The 15,712-nt window shown below is 72.5% G+C and carries 11 protein-coding genes; 9 read left to right on the forward strand and 2 right to left on the reverse strand.

Annotated elements, in window-relative coordinates; all coding sequences use genetic code 11:
- The 4 genes from I3V78_RS15330 (at position 1) to I3V78_RS15345 (ending at position 8,840) form a co-directional block, all read left to right on the forward strand.
- Entirely contained in the window at positions 1-3,273 is a 3,273-nt protein-coding gene (locus I3V78_RS15330; RefSeq protein ID WP_204488611.1) for a PD-(D/E)XK nuclease family protein, read from the forward strand.
- Entirely contained in the window at positions 3,266-6,925 is a 3,660-nt protein-coding gene (locus tag I3V78_RS15335) for a UvrD-helicase domain-containing protein (protein WP_204488613.1), read from the forward strand. The genes I3V78_RS15330 and I3V78_RS15335 overlap by 8 nt, the downstream gene beginning before the upstream one ends.
- 47 nt (positions 6,926-6,972) lie before the next feature.
- Positions 6,973-8,280: an adenylosuccinate synthase gene (locus tag I3V78_RS15340; protein ID WP_204488616.1), complete on the forward strand. Its 1,308-nt coding sequence runs from the start codon at positions 6,973-6,975 to the stop codon at positions 8,278-8,280.
- A 197-nt stretch (positions 8,281-8,477) separates the two neighbouring features.
- Positions 8,478-8,840 carry a PH domain-containing protein gene (locus tag I3V78_RS15345; RefSeq protein ID WP_204496639.1) on the forward strand — a complete coding sequence of 121 codons (363 nt, stop codon included), beginning with the start codon at positions 8,478-8,480 and terminating at the stop codon, positions 8,838-8,840.
- Positions 8,841-8,843: 3 nt separating this feature from the next.
- Here the strand turns inward: I3V78_RS15345 and I3V78_RS15350 are convergent, their stop codons facing one another.
- Positions 8,844-9,656, reverse strand: coding sequence for an FHA domain-containing protein (locus I3V78_RS15350; protein WP_204488618.1), 813 nt, complete (start codon positions 9,654-9,656; stop codon positions 8,844-8,846).
- A 141-nt stretch (positions 9,657-9,797) separates the two neighbouring features.
- Here I3V78_RS15350 and I3V78_RS15355 point away from each other — a divergent pair, with 141 nt between their 5' ends.
- The 5 genes from I3V78_RS15355 (at position 9,798) to I3V78_RS15375 (ending at position 15,439) form a co-directional block, all read left to right on the forward strand.
- Positions 9,798-11,003, forward strand: coding sequence for a carbohydrate-binding family 9-like protein (locus tag I3V78_RS15355; protein ID WP_204488620.1), 1,206 nt, complete (start codon positions 9,798-9,800; stop codon positions 11,001-11,003).
- A 225-nt stretch (positions 11,004-11,228) separates the two neighbouring features.
- A complete protein-coding gene (locus I3V78_RS15360) occupies positions 11,229-12,449 on the forward strand; it encodes a hypothetical protein (protein ID WP_338023591.1) in 1,221 nt (406 codons plus the stop codon).
- Entirely contained in the window at positions 12,430-13,692 is a 1,263-nt protein-coding gene (locus tag I3V78_RS15365) for a quaternary amine ABC transporter ATP-binding protein (protein ID WP_204488622.1), read from the forward strand. Before I3V78_RS15360 ends, I3V78_RS15365 begins: the two co-directional genes overlap by 20 nt.
- Entirely contained in the window at positions 13,692-14,522 is an 831-nt protein-coding gene (locus tag I3V78_RS15370) for an ABC transporter permease (protein WP_239576439.1), read from the forward strand. The genes I3V78_RS15365 and I3V78_RS15370 overlap by 1 nt, the downstream gene beginning before the upstream one ends.
- Positions 14,523-14,548: 26 nt before the next feature.
- Positions 14,549-15,439: a glycine betaine ABC transporter substrate-binding protein gene (locus I3V78_RS15375; RefSeq protein WP_204496641.1), complete on the forward strand. Its 891-nt coding sequence runs from the start codon at positions 14,549-14,551 to the stop codon at positions 15,437-15,439.
- 14 nt (positions 15,440-15,453) lie between these two features.
- On the opposite strand, the gene I3V78_RS15380 is transcribed toward I3V78_RS15375, so the two are convergent.
- The gene (locus tag I3V78_RS15380) at positions 15,454-15,708 is read right to left on the reverse strand and encodes a hypothetical protein (RefSeq protein WP_204488626.1); all 255 of its coding nucleotides are present in this window, start codon (positions 15,706-15,708) and stop codon (positions 15,454-15,456) included.
- Positions 15,709-15,712 lie beyond the last annotated feature (4 nt).

Consider the following 15,712-nt stretch of genomic DNA (forward strand, 5'->3'; position numbering starts at 1 on the left):
ATGCCCCCCGAGTTTCGCCGTACCCTCCAGGTCTTCCCCGATGCCGGACGCCGTCAGGCCGCGCTGCGCGCGACGCGGAGCGTCGAGGGTGTCGTGCGAGGTGACTTCTTCCTCACCTGGGAGGGCTTCCTCGACGCGCTCGGGGGCGCGCGGGAGTTGGGCCGGCGCAAGGGCACGCCGCTCGTGGCGCGCACGCTCCTGGGGGCGCTCGCGCAGGGCCTGGGGCCCACGCCGCTGGGGGACTTCGTCCACGAGCCCGCCTTCGCGCGCGCCGCGCTGGAGGTGGTGCTGGACATGAAGGCCGGGCGGCTGTCCCCGCGCGACCTGCAGGACGCGCTGGAGGTGCTGCCCCCCGAGCGCCGCGAGCGCGTGCGGCTCCTCGCCCTCTTGCACCACGGCTACGAGCAGAAGATGGCCGAGCTGGGCCTGGCCGACCGCGAGGACGGCGTCCGGGGCGCGCGCGAGGCGCTGGAGCGCGGCGAGTGGCCCGAGGCCTGGGCGGACGTGGGCGCGCTCGTGCTGCACGGCATCTACGACGTGCGGCCCTCGACGCTGGAGCTGCTGCTGGCCCTGGCGGCCGCGTGTGACGCGCGCAAGGTGGGCCTGCGCGTGCAGACCCCCGTGGGCGGCTCGCCCGTGGCGGACGCGGCCCTGGCGGGGCTCTTCCGCGCCTTCGAGAACCGGGGCGACGTGCTCACCCACGTGGACCTCTTCAAGGCGGACGTGACCTTCGAGGCGCGGCCCCTCGGGGAGCTGGGCCGCCGCGTGTTCTCGCCCCACGCGCCCAAGGCGCTGCTCGCGGGCGAGGTGGAGGGCCTGCGGGTGTGGAGCGCGGGCTCCGCGCGTGACGAGGCGCGGCTCATCGCCCGGGACGTGCGCCGCGCGGTGACCGAGGGCACGCCGCCCGAGCGCATCGCCGTGGCCTGGCGCGACCTGGGCCCCGAGGCCGCGTGGGTCGCCGAGGCCCTGGGCGAGCTGGGCGTGCCGGTGCGCCTGCCCTTCGGCGAGCCGCTCGCGCTGGCGGGGCCCGTGCGTCTGGCGCTGGATCTGCCCCTCCTGGCGGAGGATGGCTTTCCCGCCGAGCGCGTGGCGGAGCTGCTCGCCAGCCGCTACGTGCCCGCGCTCTCGCGGGGCGCGCCCGATGCGCCCGCCACCCTGCTGTCGCTCGCGGCCGTGCGGGATGACCGGCTGGGCGCCTCGCGCGGCAAGGGCGCGTATGACGTGCGGCTGGAGGCCCTCGCGCGGCGCTCGCAGCCCTTGCCCGGGCAGGTGCGTCCTCGCGAGGAGCGGCGCGCCCACGAGGCCCGGCTGTTGCGCGAGCGCTGTCTGCTCCTGATCGAGTCCTGCCGCCGCATCCCCGAGCAGGGCAAGGCCTCGGAGCTGCTCGCCGCGTGGTGGCAGGTGGTGCGGCGGCTCGGGCTGCTCGACTCGGAGGGCGCGCCGGAGGCCCCCGCGGACGAGGGCCTGGGCGCGCTCGTGCTGGAAGCCCGGGCCCGGGACGAGGCGGCGCGCGAGGCGCTGGCGACGCGGGTGCGGGAGCTGGAGCGGGCGCTCGTGAAGGTGGGAGGCGGCGCCCGTCTGGGCCGACGCACCTTCGGCCGCTGGCTCCAGGACGCGGTGCGCGACGTGCACCTGCCCGCGCGCGGGCCCCTCTCGGGCGCCGTGGAGGTGCTGGACGTGCGCGAGCTGGAGGGCCGCACCTTCGCGCGCGTGTTCGTGGGCGGCGTCGCCGAGGGCCGCTTCCCGGGCCGCGAGGTGCCCAACGCGCTCCTGGGGGACTCCGAGCGCCAGGCGCTCAACAAGCACCTGGGCCGGGACGTCTTCCGCCTCACGGGCGGCGAGTTCGAGGACCGGGCGCCGTGGCGGCTCACCGAGGACAGGCTCTTGTTCGCCAGCGCGCTGGCCACGGCCGAGGAGTCGGTGAGCCTGTCGTTCTCCGTGGCGGGCGTGGGCGGGCAGGAGCAGGCGCCCTCGGCGTTCCTCGAGGAGGTGCGTCGGCTCACGGGCCTGGAGTGGGAGGCGCGCGCGCTGCCGGCCATCGTGCCGCTCGACGAGGTGCTGACCCCGGCGGAGCTGCGCCAGCGCGTGGTGCTCGAGACGCTCGCGCTCGAGCGGCTGCGCGTGTCCGAGCCGGATCCCGCCCGACATGTGCTGCACGACCGCTTCCAGGACAGCCCCTGGCTCCAGGCCGCCGCGGAGATGAAGGCGGTGGAGATCGAGCGGCTGCACTTCTTCGGGGGCACGCGCTCGGACGCGGGCCGCTACACGGGCTTCGTCGGAGCGCCGGACCTGGGCGAGGCCATCCGCGAGGCATTCCGCTTCGACGCGGAGCGCCCCTTGTCGGCCTCGTCCATCGCCCGCTTCAGCAACTGCGGCTTCCAGGGCTTCCTCTCCTACGGCCTCAAGGTGCCCGAGCCGGAGCGGCCCGGCGAGGAGTTCGACAGCCGGGGGCAGGGCGTCTTCTGGCACCGCGTGCTGGAGGAGTTCTTCAAGCGGCTCAAGGAGCGGCAGCTGCTCGGCCGGGGCTTCCACGAGCTGCCCGAGGCCTTGCTGGACACGGTGCTCGACGAGGTGCGGGCGCACTTCGAGCAGCGGCACTACGTGGGCCATCCCGCCCTGTGGCGGCTCGCGCGCGAGCGGGCGAAGAACATGGTGCGCCGCGTGCTCCTGGACGAGCGGCGGGGCCTGCCCTTCGAGCGGCTGGAGCCCTCGGGCTTCGAGCTGCGCTTCGGGCCGAAGAATCCCGCCGAGGGCTGGGAGGCCGTGACGCTCGAGGTGGGCGAGGAGCTCATCCACTTCGAGGGCACCATCGACCGGCTGGACATGGCCGGGGGCGAGGTGGGCGTCATCGACTACAAGTCCGGGGAGCTGTCGCGCTCGGTGCTGCGCGGCAAGCTGATGGACGCCTCGGACTTCCAGCTCCCGCTCTACCTGTACGCCGCGCGCGTCAGTGGCCACCGCGACACGCGGCACGCGGCCTGGTTCTCCCTGCGCACGGGCAAGGCCATCCTCCTCGCGGACGTGCTGGCCGACAAGCGGCAGCCGGAGCTGACGCTCGACCTGGACGAGCTGTTGTCCACGGAGCCCGCCGTGCGCGAGCGCATGGCGGCCGAGCAGAAGCCCAACCTGGCCAACGCGGTGGAGCGGCTGGTGCGCACGGTGCGCGAGGGCCAGTTCGCCATGCGGCCCAAGGACTGCTCGCGCTGCGGCTATCAGGCCGTGTGCCGCATCACCGAGCGGCGGCTGGTAGGCGAGGAGGGCGGCCATGAGTGAGCCCTTCCTGCTGGCCCTGGAGAAGAACCTCGCGCTGATGGCGGGCGCGGGCGCGGGCAAGACGTACAGCCTGGTGACCATGACGCTGCACCTGCTCTCCGGGGCGCGCGAGGGCTTCAAGCCCCTGCGGCCCTCGCGTCTGGGCATGGTGACGTTCACCGACAAGGCCGCCGCCGAGCTGCGCGCCCGGGTGCGGGCCCGTCTGGACGCGCTCGTGCACGCCGAGCCCAAGGCCCTGCTGGAGCCGGAGCTGCGCGCGTCGCTCGAGCGGCTGGGGCTGCCGTTTCCCACCCGGGACACCTGGCGCGCGCTGCGCGAGGAGCTGGGGGGCGCCACCGTGGGCACCTTCCACTCGATGTGCGGCCAGATGCTGCGCCGGGCCCCGCCGGGCTCGGGCCTGGACACGTCCTTCGAGGTGCTCGACGAGATGGAGGCGCGCTCGCTCGTGCTGGACGTGTGCGAGCGCGTGGTGCTCGACGCCCTGGAGGACACCAGCGCGAACGTGCGCGAGCTGTGCGAGGAGCTGACCTTCTCCGGCTCGGACTTCACCGAGGGCCTGGTGGCCTCGCTCGCGGGCATCTACGGCAAGCTGCGCGAGGAAGGTCTGCGGGCCGCCCAGGTGCCGCTGTCCACGCCGGAGCAGGCGCGGGAGGCCTTCGACGCCCTCGTCGCCCACTGCCTGGAGCTGTGCGACGAGGCGGCCGGGTTGGATGCCAAGGGCGCGTGGGGCGCGCTGCGCGGGCAGCTGGAGACGGTGCTCCGGGGCCTCACGGTGGACAACTGCTTCTCGCCCGAGGGCGTGCCCGCGCTGGAGGCGGCCTTCCTGGCCGATGGCCGCAAGCTGTCGTCCCAGCGCAGCGGGGCGGGGCTGCCGATGCGCGCGGTGTACTGGTCGGTCTTCGGCAAGAGCGACAACACGGTGATGACGCTGACGGACCTGTACGCCGGCTGGCGCACCGCTCCGTTCGAGGTGTCGTTCCGTGCCTTGCTCGCCCAGGTGGAGACGCGCCACGCCGAGGAGCTGTCGCGGCGCAACGCCCTGGACTTCACCTCGTTGCTGGTGCGCACGCGCGACCTCTTGCGTGACCTGCCGGACTTCCGGCGGCAGATGCAGGAGCGCCTGGGCGCGCTCATGGTGGACGAGTTCCAGGACACCAACCGCCTGCAGCTGGAGCTGGTGCTGCTCCTGGCCGAGCGGCGCGAGGGCGGCCCCCGGCCCCTGGCGCCGGACGCGGACGTGGTGGCGTCGATTCCCCTGGAGCCCGCCTTCCTGTGCGCGGTGGGAGACCGCAAGCAGTCCATCTACGAGTTCCGTGGCGCGGACGTGTCCGTCTTCGAGGTGCTGGCGCGGAAGATCGAGGAGGAGGGTGGGGCGCGCGGCTTCCTCCAGCACAACCGGCGCTCGGTGCCGCCCCTGCTCGGCTTCTTCAACCAGGCCTTCGCGGGCGTGCTGGTGCCGGGGGAGGGCGGGGCGCGGCCCTACGAGGTGGTGTACGTGCCCGCGGAGGATGACCTCCAGCCGGTGCGTCCGGCGCCGCGGCCCGCCCCGGTGGTGGAGCGCCTGGTGCTGGAGGACGAGGGCCTGACCACGGGCGAGCTGCGGCTGGCGGACGCGGAGTCGGTGGCGCGGCGGCTCAAGGTGATGCTGGCGCCGGGCGCCGAGCCGCTCGTGGCGGTGCGCACCGAAGGCGAGGAGCAGCGCCCCGTGCGTGGCGGTGACGTGGCGATGCTCTTTCGCACCTTCAGCCATCTGGAGGTGTACCGCCAGGCGCTCATCCGCCACGCCATTCCCCACCGGGTGCTGCGCGGGCGGGGCTTCTATGGCGCCCAGGAGGTGCTGGACCTGGCCTCGCTCCTGTCCCTGCTGGCGGATGCCGAGGACGCGCTCGCCTTCGCCGCGGTGCTGCGCTCGCCGCTGGTGGGCCTGTCGGACGCCTCGCTCTTCCGGCTCGCCGGTCCCGAGGGCCTGTCGCTCCCCGCCGTGGTGAAGGCGGGCGCCGCGCTCCTGGAGTCCCTGCCCGAGGGCGAGCGCGCCCGGCTCGAGCGCTTCCTCGCGGCGCTGCCCCGGCTGCGCGAGGAGCGTGACCGGCTCGGGGTGCGCGCGCTGCTGCTGGCCACGCTGGAGCTCACGGGCTACCGCGAGGCCCTGGCGGGCACGCCCTACGCGGAGCAGGCGAGCGCCAACGTGGAGAAGCTGCTGGCGCTGGCGGGCCGCCGCGACGAGCGGGGCACCGGCGGCTGTGTGACGTTCGCGCGCGAGCTGCAACGGCTGGCGCACGAGGAGCCCACCGAGGCCCAGGCGGACCTGCTGGAGGCGGGTGACCCGCGCGCGGTGCAACTGCTCACCATCCACCGCGCCAAGGGCCTGGAGTGGCCCGTGGTGGTGGTGCCCGCGCTCGGGGGAAAGCGGCGCGCCACGACGGGACGGGTGCTCTTCGAGCGCTCGCACGGGCTGAGCCTGCGCCCCTGGCTGCCCACGCAAATCAGCGGCAGCGTGGACAGCAAGTACCGCGCGCCCCGCTTCGACGCCGTGAAGGACGAACTGCGACGGCGCGAGACCGCGGAGTACCGCCGCCTGCTGTACGTCGCGCTCACCCGCGCGAGGGACCGACTGCTGCTCTCCGGCGCCGAGGAGTCCCAGGCCAAGGACTCCTGGTGGTGTCTGCTCGACGAACGGCTGCTCGCGGACCCGCGGCTGCGGGGCCTGGTGGAGGACGTGGATGTCCTCGCCCTGCCCGAGCCGCCGGAGTTGGACACGCGCGAGGACGCGGAGCCAGCGGTGCAGGAGGCCCGGGTGGAGGCCGCGTGGGAGCGGGTGCACGAGCCGGGCGCGCCCGCCCTGCCCGAGGTCGTCAGCGTGGAGGCGCGCGCGGTGCAGGACTTCATCGCCTGTCCGCGCCGCTATCATTATATCCACCGGCTGGGCCTGCGCGCCCGCGGGGTGGCGTGGGAGTCCCCACCGCGTCAGTCCGCGGCCTACGTCGAGCGCGAGGCCTGGGGCGAGTCGGCGCCGGACGTCCCGGACCGGGTGCTGGCGCTGCTGCGGCGGGTGGACTTCCGGCTCGCGCAGACGCCCGGGGCCGAGCGGCGCTCGCGCCTGGAGGCGCTCGTGCGCGAGGTGGGCTGGGACGCGGCGGAGGACGGCGTGGAGGAGGCGCTCGCCACGCTCGTGCGCTTGCTGGACACGGACTTCGCCCGGCGGCTGGCCGGAGCGCGCGCGGCCCAGGTGCACCGCGCGCTGCCCTTCGTGCTGCCCCTGCCGGGCCCAGCGCCCGCGGCGCTCGAGGGCGTGGTGGACCTGCTCTGGGAGACGCCCGAGGGCGAGGCCGAGGTGGTGCTCTTCCAGCCGGGCCGGCGCTCGCCCCGGGGCGTCGAGGCCCACGCGGAATGGCTGGCCGTGGTCCAGCGGGCGTCACGCGAACTGGTGCGCGAGGACACGCCTGTCCGTGTGGGGCTCGTCTTCCTGGTCGAGGACGTGCTGGAGCCGGAGTTCTTCTCGACGGGTGAGGATTCCGCGCGCCAGGCCGAGCGGTGGCGCGAGGCGGCGCGGGCCCTGGTGGCCACCGAGGCGGGAGGCCGCTGGGCGGGGCGGGACGCGAGTGTCTGTGCCCGCCTGGCGTGCGGTTATGCGCGGCAATGTCACCCGGGTTGAACCTCCCGATGACGGGCCGTGGGGAAGCGTGCTAAGCGGGGCGCCCTATGCCCAATGTCGTCGTCATCGGAGCGCAGTGGGGAGATGAGGGGAAGGGCAAGGTCGTGGACCTGCTCACGGAGCACGCCCAGGTCGTGGTGCGCTTCCAGGGAGGCAACAACGCCGGCCATACGCTGGTGGTGGGGGGCCAGAAGACGGTGCTCCACCTGATTCCCTCCGGCATCCTCCATCAGGGCAAGACGTGCGTCATTGGCAACGGCGTGGTGTTGGACCCCGCCGTGCTGGTCAAGGAGATCGACGCCCTCAAGGAGCGCGGCTTCCTCAAGGAGGACAGCCAGCTGCTCATCTCCGACAACGCCCACGTCATCTTCCCCTGGCACAAGCGCCTGGACTCCTACCGGGAGAAGGCCCGGGGCGAGGGCGCCATCGGCACGACGGGCCGCGGCATCGGTCCGGCCTACGAGGACAAGGTGGCGCGCCGGGGCATCCGCGTGCGGGACCTGCTCAACGCGGACCGGCTGCGCAAGCGCATCGACGAGCGGCTGCCGGGCGTGCGCGACGAGCTGCGCGAGCTGTGCGCCAACGGCGAGACGCCGCCGGAGCTGGACGCGGCGCGGGTGCACCAGGACTTCGCGGCGCTGGGCGAGCGGCTCAAACCCTACGTGAGCGACGTGTCGCTCTACCTCGCCGGCCAGGTGCAGCGCGGCGCGCGCATCCTCTTCGAGGGCGCGCAGGGCACGCTGCTGGACGTGGACCACGGCACCTATCCGTTCGTCACCAGCTCCAACTGCGTGGCGGGCAACGCCGCGGTGGGCTCGGGCCTGGGCCCCACGGCGATCGACCGGGTGATGGGCATCAGCAAGGCCTACACCACGCGCGTGGGCGGCGGTCCCTTCCCCACGGAGCTCACGGACGACGTGGGCGAGCGGCTGCGCAAGGTGGGCGACGAATTCGGCGCCACCACGGGCCGTCCGCGCCGCTGCGGCTGGCTGGATGGCGTGGTGCTGCGCTACGCGGTGCGCGTCAACGGCCTGTACGGCCTGGCGCTCACCAAGCTGGACGTGCTCTCCGGCCTCAAGACGCTGCAGATCTGCAACGCCTACGAGCTGGACGGCCGCCGCATCACCGAGCTGCCCGGGGACTACGAGGACCTGGCGCGCGTCAAGCCGCTCTACGAGACCCTCCCGGGCTGGGACGACAAGCTCGCCGGGGTGCGCACCTTCGACGAGCTGCCCGAGAACGCCAAGCGCTACGTGCGCCGCGTGGAGGAGATCAGCGGCGTGCCCGTCACCTGCATCTCCGTGGGCGCGGACCGCGGCGAGACGGTGCTCCTGCAAAACCCCTTCCGGGGCTGAGCCACCGCCCGTCCTGGCGGACCCCGAACAGTCGGGGAGACCGGGAAGTCCAGACCTGGACTTCCCCGACGGGAGGGCAGGGGGGCCGGTAGCACCTGTCAGGGACGTGCCTTAGCTTTCAAGGCATGGGCATGAACCCGGGCGAATCGAAGGCAGGAAAGCAGGTATTCCGCCCCCACGCCGTGCTCGCGGCCATCATGGGCGCCGCGACGTTGCTCTGGCTGGGGGTGTTGCTCTTCCTCTTGCGCTACGACGGCGTGCCCGTCCAGACGTTCCTGTCGGCGCTCTTCTTCGTCCTCTTCTTCGCGGTGTCGGTCACCTACTACGGCCGCACGCGCATCGTGGTGGACGCCAATGGCCTCACGTACCGGGGCATGGTGCGCACCCGCCGCTTCACCTTCGACGACATCCGCAAGGTGGACGTGCTGCCCGGCCCGCTGACGGTCTACGCGGTGCGCGGCAGCCGGGGCCTCATGCACTTCACCAGCCTGTTCACGCACCACCAGCGTCTGGCGCGCCTGCTCGTGGAGCGCGCGGGGCTGACTCCCCAGCGCGCCTGAGCCTCACCGCGTCAGGGCCCACGTCGCCGCCCCGCCCATCAGGGACAAGGCGATTCCGAGCCCCAGCACCCAGGGCTCCCACGCCCTCGACTTGGCGGGAGGGGGCAGGGGGACGGGGGCGGGCTCCTCCGGAGGCGATGCCTCGGGGAGCGGCGCCTGGTCTTCCACGGCGGCCTGGAAGCGCAGCAGGGTCCGGCCCACCTCGAGCACGTCGCCCTGCCGGAGCACCCGGGGCGCGTCCACGCGCTGGCCGTTGACGAAGACCCCATTGGGGCTGTCCTCGTCCTCCACCACGAAGCCGTCCGCCTCGGCGCGGATGCACGCGTGGCGGCGCGAGACGGCCCGATCCCTCAGCCGCACCGCCGCCTCCCAGCCCCGGCCCACCACCGTCACGGCCTCGGCGAGGGCGAAGGTCCGCCCCACCTCCGCGCCCGTGAGGCACTGGAGGGTCGCCGCCCGGGAACTCAGGGGCGCGTCCAGGTCCACCAGCAGGTGCTTGAGCACGGCCACGGTGCCCACCTGCCGCGCCTGCTCCCTCCCCGCGGAGGGGAGGCGCAGGTGCATGCCCTCGCCCAGCCCCACCACCTCACCGGGCGACACCAGGCGCGGGACACCCGGGGGGACGGGCACCCCCTCCACCGTGAAGGACCGCCGGGCCTCCACCATCAGCCGCCCGTCTTGAATGCGCAGGGTGAGCCAGCCGGGGGGCAGGCCCTCCAGGCGGACCTGGTCGTCCGCGCCTCCGCCCAACAGGTGCTCCCCCTCGGCGAGCTCGAAGGAGGTCGGTGTGCCCAGGTGCTCGAATTCGAAGTGCATGGGGCCGTTCGTGGCAAACCCGATGCCGGACGGGACACGGGGGCTCGCGCGGGGTTGGCGCGCCGCCCCCATCCCGTCCGGGGCGCCAGGGTCCACCCGGAGGGATGCGCCGGGCCCGGCCTTCTGGGATTCTCCCCCGCGATGCGCTCCGTCCTCCGCCCCTCGCCGCTGCTCCTCTCCGCGCTCGTGCTCCTGGCCTCGGCCTGCCGGGATGAACAGGCGGGCCCCCGTCCCCGCACGCCGGCCCTGCCGCCCCCCACCCAGGTGCGCTTCCTGGACGCGGCGCCCGCGGACCTCACCTGGCGCGCGGGCACCACCTTCGCCCACGGCACGGTGCGCTACCTCGGCACCCGCGTCTCCCCGCGCGGCGCCGCCCCGGGCCAGCCCGTGCAGCTCTCCCACTACTTCGAGGCCCTCCAGCCTCCGCCCCAGGGCTGGGAGTTCTTCGTGCACGTGGTGGACCCCTCCACCGGGCAGATGCTGGTCAACGCGGACCATGGCTTCGCGGGGGGCCTGGCGCCCCTGGGCTCCTGGCCCGTGGGCAAGGTGGTGGAGGACGTGCACACCCTCACCCTGCCGGCCACGCCGGGCCGGGTGGTGCTCGGCTTCTGGAAGGGCGACGAGCGGCTGGGCGTGGACGATCCCAAGGTGCACGCGGGGGACAACCGGATGTGGGGCCCGGAGCTGGGAGGGAGTCTCCCGCCGCCCCCCGAGTACATCGTCCACCGCGCCGCCCGGCCGCCGGTGATCGACGGCGCGCTCGATGACGCGGCCTGGAAGGCGGCCACGCCCGTGGTGCTGCGCGGCAGCTTCGATGGCCGGCCCGTGGCGCTGCGCACCGAGGCCCGGCTCACCTACGACGATCAGCACCTCTACGTGGCCTTCGACGTGGAGGACCCCGACGTCTGGGGCACCTTGCGCGAGAAGGACCAGCCGCTCTACACGCAGGAGGTGGTGGAGGTCTTCCTCGACGCCAACGCGGACGGCCGCACGTACAACGAGCTGCAGGTGTCCCCGCACAACGTGCACTTCGACGCCTACTTCCCGGCGCGTCGGCAGGGCATGGACCTGGGCTGGGACTCGGGCATGCGCAGCGCGGTGAAGGTGCGCGGCACGCTGGACGACCCCTCCGACCGGGACGAGGGCTGGCGGGTGGAGCTCCAGATTCCCTTCGCCCGCCTCGCCGAGGTGCCCCACGTCCCGCCCCAGAAGGGCGAGCGCTGGCGCTTCAACCTCTACCGGCTGGAGCACCCGGGCAGGCGAGGAGAGGAGGGCCAGTCCTTCGCCCCGCTCTTCGTGGGGGACTTCCACGCCCTGCCGCGCTTTGGCTGGCTGGTGTTCGACTGAGCCGCATTTTCGTTTGAAGGCAAACGATAGGGCTGGACGGGCAGATAGTTGGGGTGCTAAGTAGAAAGAGTCCGAAGGACGTCGGACGGACTCGCCGCACCTTCATGATCCCCGCTGGGACGTGTTGAGGGAGTGGCCGCCGGCCAGGGCGTCTCGCGACCTCACCACCCGGGTGCTCCGCACCTGTCACTCCCCGTCGGGGGCACGCGCTGTCGTGTCCGTCGCGTGGGCTGGAGCCTCGCCCTGTCGTCCCATTCGTCTCGTGTCATCGCGCTCGCCGCCGTGTGCTCCCTGGGGGGGGTGCTCCTGCCGCTCGGGGCCTCCGCCGAGGAGTCCCCGACTCCGGACCACTTCCGGGTGGGCGGCGCGCTGCGCTTCAACTACTTCGTCAAGAGCTGGGAAGGGCAGGAGAGCAACCGTCAGCGCTGGGGCGACGTGGCCTTCGACACCTTCCGGGTCAACGCCGACGGTCGGCTGTCCCAGATGCTGCTGTCGGCCGAGTACCGCTTCTACGCGGGCTACTCGATGCTGCACCACGGCTACGTGGGCTACGCCTTCTCCGAGTCCACCCAGCTGCAGTTCGGCGTGCACCGGGCGCCCTTCGGGTTGCAGCCCTATGCCTCGCACAACTGGTTCTTCGGGCTGCCGTACTACCTGGGCTTCGAGGATGACCACGACCTGGGGCTCATGCTGGTGCACGAGCGGGGCCCGTGGAACCTCCAGGTCGCCTTCTACAAGAACGACGAGGGCAGCTTCACGGGCCGCAGCACCGCCAGCGCGCGCTACTCCTATGACGTCGTGCCGGTGAGCTCCACCAACCCCGTCGAGGCCTACCTCGGCGTGGACCAGGCCAACTCGGAGACCAACCAGCTCAACGCGCGCGCCGCCTACACGTTCACGCACGCGGTGGGCTTCACCACGCAGCTGGGCGCGTCGCTGCAGGCGGGCCAGTTGTACAACGCCGTCACGGGCCGCTCGGGCTTGAGGGGCGCGGCCGCCGTGCACCTGGAGGGCGACTACGGGCGGTGGAACGTGAAGCTGCAGGCGCTGCACTACGCCTTTAGGCCCGCCAACCCCGAGGGCTCGGACAACGGCTTCGTGACGATGGGCGCCTATGACGCGCCCTACAAGGTCGCGGGCCAGGGCACGGTCGTCGCCGCGGGCGTCTCGTATGGGATTCCCCTGACGTCCTGGGGTCCCATCACCCGCATCTCCTTTCACGAGGACTTCAGCCTGCTCAAGAAGACGCGCGCCGGGTACGCGGACTCCTACCAGAACGCGCTCGGCTCGCTCATCACCGCGGGGCCCGTCTACACGTACGTGGACGTGGTCACCGGCAAGAACCAACCCTGGATCGGCGCGAATTACGGCGACGCGCTGGCCGAGGGCTCCTCCACCGCTCCCTGGGAAATGAGGTTCAACGTCAATGTCGGCTACTACTTCTGACACGTTCGCGACCGCCACCTCCGTCCGCGAGGAGGCCATCACCCGCGGGGTTGCTCCGGACACGGCCATCGCCGTGCGGAGCCTGCGCAAGCTCTACGGCGGTGACGCGCACAAGGCCCAGGCGCTGCTCGCCCAGGGGGTCTCCAAGGAGGAGATCCTCGCGCGCACGGGCTGCACGGTGGCCATCCAGGACGTGAGCTTCGACGTGCGCCGTGGGGAGATCTTCGTCGTCATGGGCCTGTCGGGCAGCGGCAAGTCCACGGTGCTGCGCTGCCTCAACCGCCTCATCGAGCCGAGCTCCGGCAGCGTGGTGGTGGACGGCATCGACGTCACGCGCGCGGACAAGCGGCGGCTGCTCGAGGTGCGCCGCGGGAAGATCGCCATGGTCTTCCAGAACTTCGGCCTGCTGCCGCACCGCACCCTCGTGCACAACGTGGAGTACGGGCTGGAGATGAAGGGCGTGGACAAGGCCACGCGGCGGGCCAAGGCCCTGCACGCGCTCGGGCTGGTGGGGCTCCAGGGCTACGCGGACAAGTTGCCGCGCGAGCTGAGCGGCGGCATGCAGCAGCGCGTGGGGCTCGCGCGCGCGCTGGCCACGGACCCGGACATCCTGCTCATGGACGAGGCCTTCAGCGCGCTCGATCCGCTCATCCGCAAGCAGATGCAGGACGAGCTGCTCGACCTCCAGGCGCGCATGAACAAGACGATCGTCTTCATCACGCACGACCTGGACGAGGCGCTCAAGATTGGCGGTCGCATCGCCATCATGCGCGATGGCGCCATCGTCCAGGTGGGCACGCCGGAGGAGATCCTCTCCCGGCCGGCCAACGACTACGTGCGCGCCTTCATCCAGGACGTGGACCGCACGCGCATCATCACCGCGGGGGCCATCAAGAAGCGCTCGGAGGTGGTCATCCACCCCAAGGACGGCCCCGCGCTGGCGGTCAAGCGCATGCGCGAGCTGGGCTCCTCCACGCTCTTCGTGACGGACCCCCAGCGCCGCTTCCTGGGGCTGGTGCACATCGAGGACGCGCTGCGGCTGGTGGGCGAGAACGTGCATGACCTGGGACGCATCCTGCGCACGGACGTGCCCACCACCACGCCGGACACGCCCCTGGCGAAGCTGGTGGCGGTGGCGGCCAGCACGCGCATCCCCATCGCCGTGGTGGCGGAGGACGGCACGTTCCAGGGCCTCGTGGACCGGGCCTCGCTGCTGTCGTGCATCGCCGGGGAGGTGGCGTGATGGACCTGCGCATTGGAGACGTCTTCGAGCGGCTGATCGACGGGCTCAAGGATCGCTTCGATCCCTTCTTCCACGCGGTGGCCGACGGGCTCACCGCCGCCATCCGGGCGCTGGAGGGGCTCCTGCTGCTCGCGCCGAGCCACGTGCTCATCGGCCTGGTGGCGCTGGCCTCGTGGCGGCTCAGTGGCCTGGGCTCCGCGGTGCTGTGTGCCCTGGGCCTGGAGCTCATCGTCGGCATGGGCCTGTGGCAGGCGACGATGGAGACGCTCGCGCTGGTGCTCAGCTCGGCGTGCGTGTCGCTGCTCCTGGGCATCCCGCTGGGCATCGTGGCCTCGTACAACCGCTGGCTGGCGCGGGGACTGCGGCCCCTCTTGGACTCCATGCAGACGATGCCCGCCTTCGTCTACCTCATCCCCGCGGTGCTCTTCTTCCGCCTGGGCAAGGTGCCGGGCGTGGTGGCCACCGTCATCTTCGCCATGCCGCCGGCGGTGCGGCTCACCCAGCTCGGCATCCAGCAGGTGCCGCGTGACGTGGTGGAGGCGGCCCTCGCCTTTGGCTCCACGCCGCGCCAGCTGCTCTGGAACGTGCAGCTGCCCATCGCCCTGCCCACGCTCCTGGCCGGGGTGAACCAGACCCTCATGCTGTCGCTCTCCATGGTGGTCATCTCCGCGATGATCGGCGCCGGCGGGCTGGGCGAGCAGGTGTTGAAGGGCATCACCCAGCTGCGGATCGGGCTGGGCTTCGAGAGCGGCATCGCGGTGGTCATCCTGGCCATCGTGCTCGACCGCCTGACGAACGCGCTGGGCCAGCCCCGGTCGCGTCCCACGTGAACCCCCGGAGTCCCCCCGTGAACGCGATGAACCGACACGCGCCCGCCCTGTGCCTGGCGCTCGCTGGCAGCCTGCTGCTGGGCACCGGCTGCAAGAAGGACCCGGCCCCCGAGGCCGCCGCCCAGGCCCAGGCTCCGGCCAAGACCCTCAAGCTCGTCTACGTGAACTGGGCCGAGGGCGTGGCGATGACGCACCTGGCGAAGGCCGTGCTCGAGGACCGCATGGGCTACCAGGTCCAGCTCACCATGGCGGACGTGGCCCCCGTCTTCACCTCGCTCGCGGAAGGCGACAGCGATGCCTTCCTCGACGCCTGGCTGCCGCTCACCCACAAGGACTACATGGAGCGCTTCCAGGGGAAGGTGGAGGACCTGGGGACGAACTACGAGGGGGCGCGCATCGGCCTCGTCGTGCCCGCGTACGTACAGGCCCAGAGCATCGCGGACCTCGCGGGCATGAAGAAGGCGCTGGACGGGCAGATCGTCGGCATCGACTCGGGCGCGGGCATCATGAACACCACCGAGAAGGCGCTGAAGGCCTACACGCTGGACCTGCGGCTCATGTCGTCCAGTGGCCCCGCCATGGCCGCGAGCCTCCAGGACGCCATCAAGCGCGAGCGCCCCGTGGTGGTGACGGGCTGGAAGCCCCACTGGAAGTTCGCCCGGTGGGACCTCAAGTTTCTCGACGACCCCCAGGGCGTCTACGGCAGCGCGGAGAACATCCACACCCTGACCCGGCCGGGCCTGGAGAAGGACAAGCCAGAGGTGGCCCGGTTCCTCCGGGCCTTCAAGCTGGATGACGCGCAGCTGGGCGACCTGATGGGCGCCGTGAGCGAGGCCAAGGGCGATCCGTCCGAGGCCGTGCGCGAGTGGATGAAGCGCCACGCGGCGCTCGTGGACGGCTGGGTGCCGCGCTCCTGAGCGGGCGCCGGGCGCTACGAGTGCGGGGAGATCTCCCAATGGGAGTCCGCCACGGAGCGCTCGGACGGGTCGCCGAGGAAGCGCAGGAAGCCGCGCGCCTCCAGGGTGTCGATGAGCTCCTCGGCTTCCAGCTCCGAGAAGCGGCCCAGGCGCAGCACCATGTCGCGCATGAGGGACTTGCCGCGCAAGTAACCCACGGGCTCTCCGTGGGGCAGCAGGCGCTTGAGTTCGGCGGTCAACTGCTGCAGGTCGAGGTCGTCGGAGATCATCACC

Source organism: Archangium primigenium (assembly GCF_016904885.1).
Taxonomy (GTDB): Bacteria; Myxococcota; Myxococcia; order Myxococcales; family Myxococcaceae; genus Cystobacter; species Cystobacter primigenius.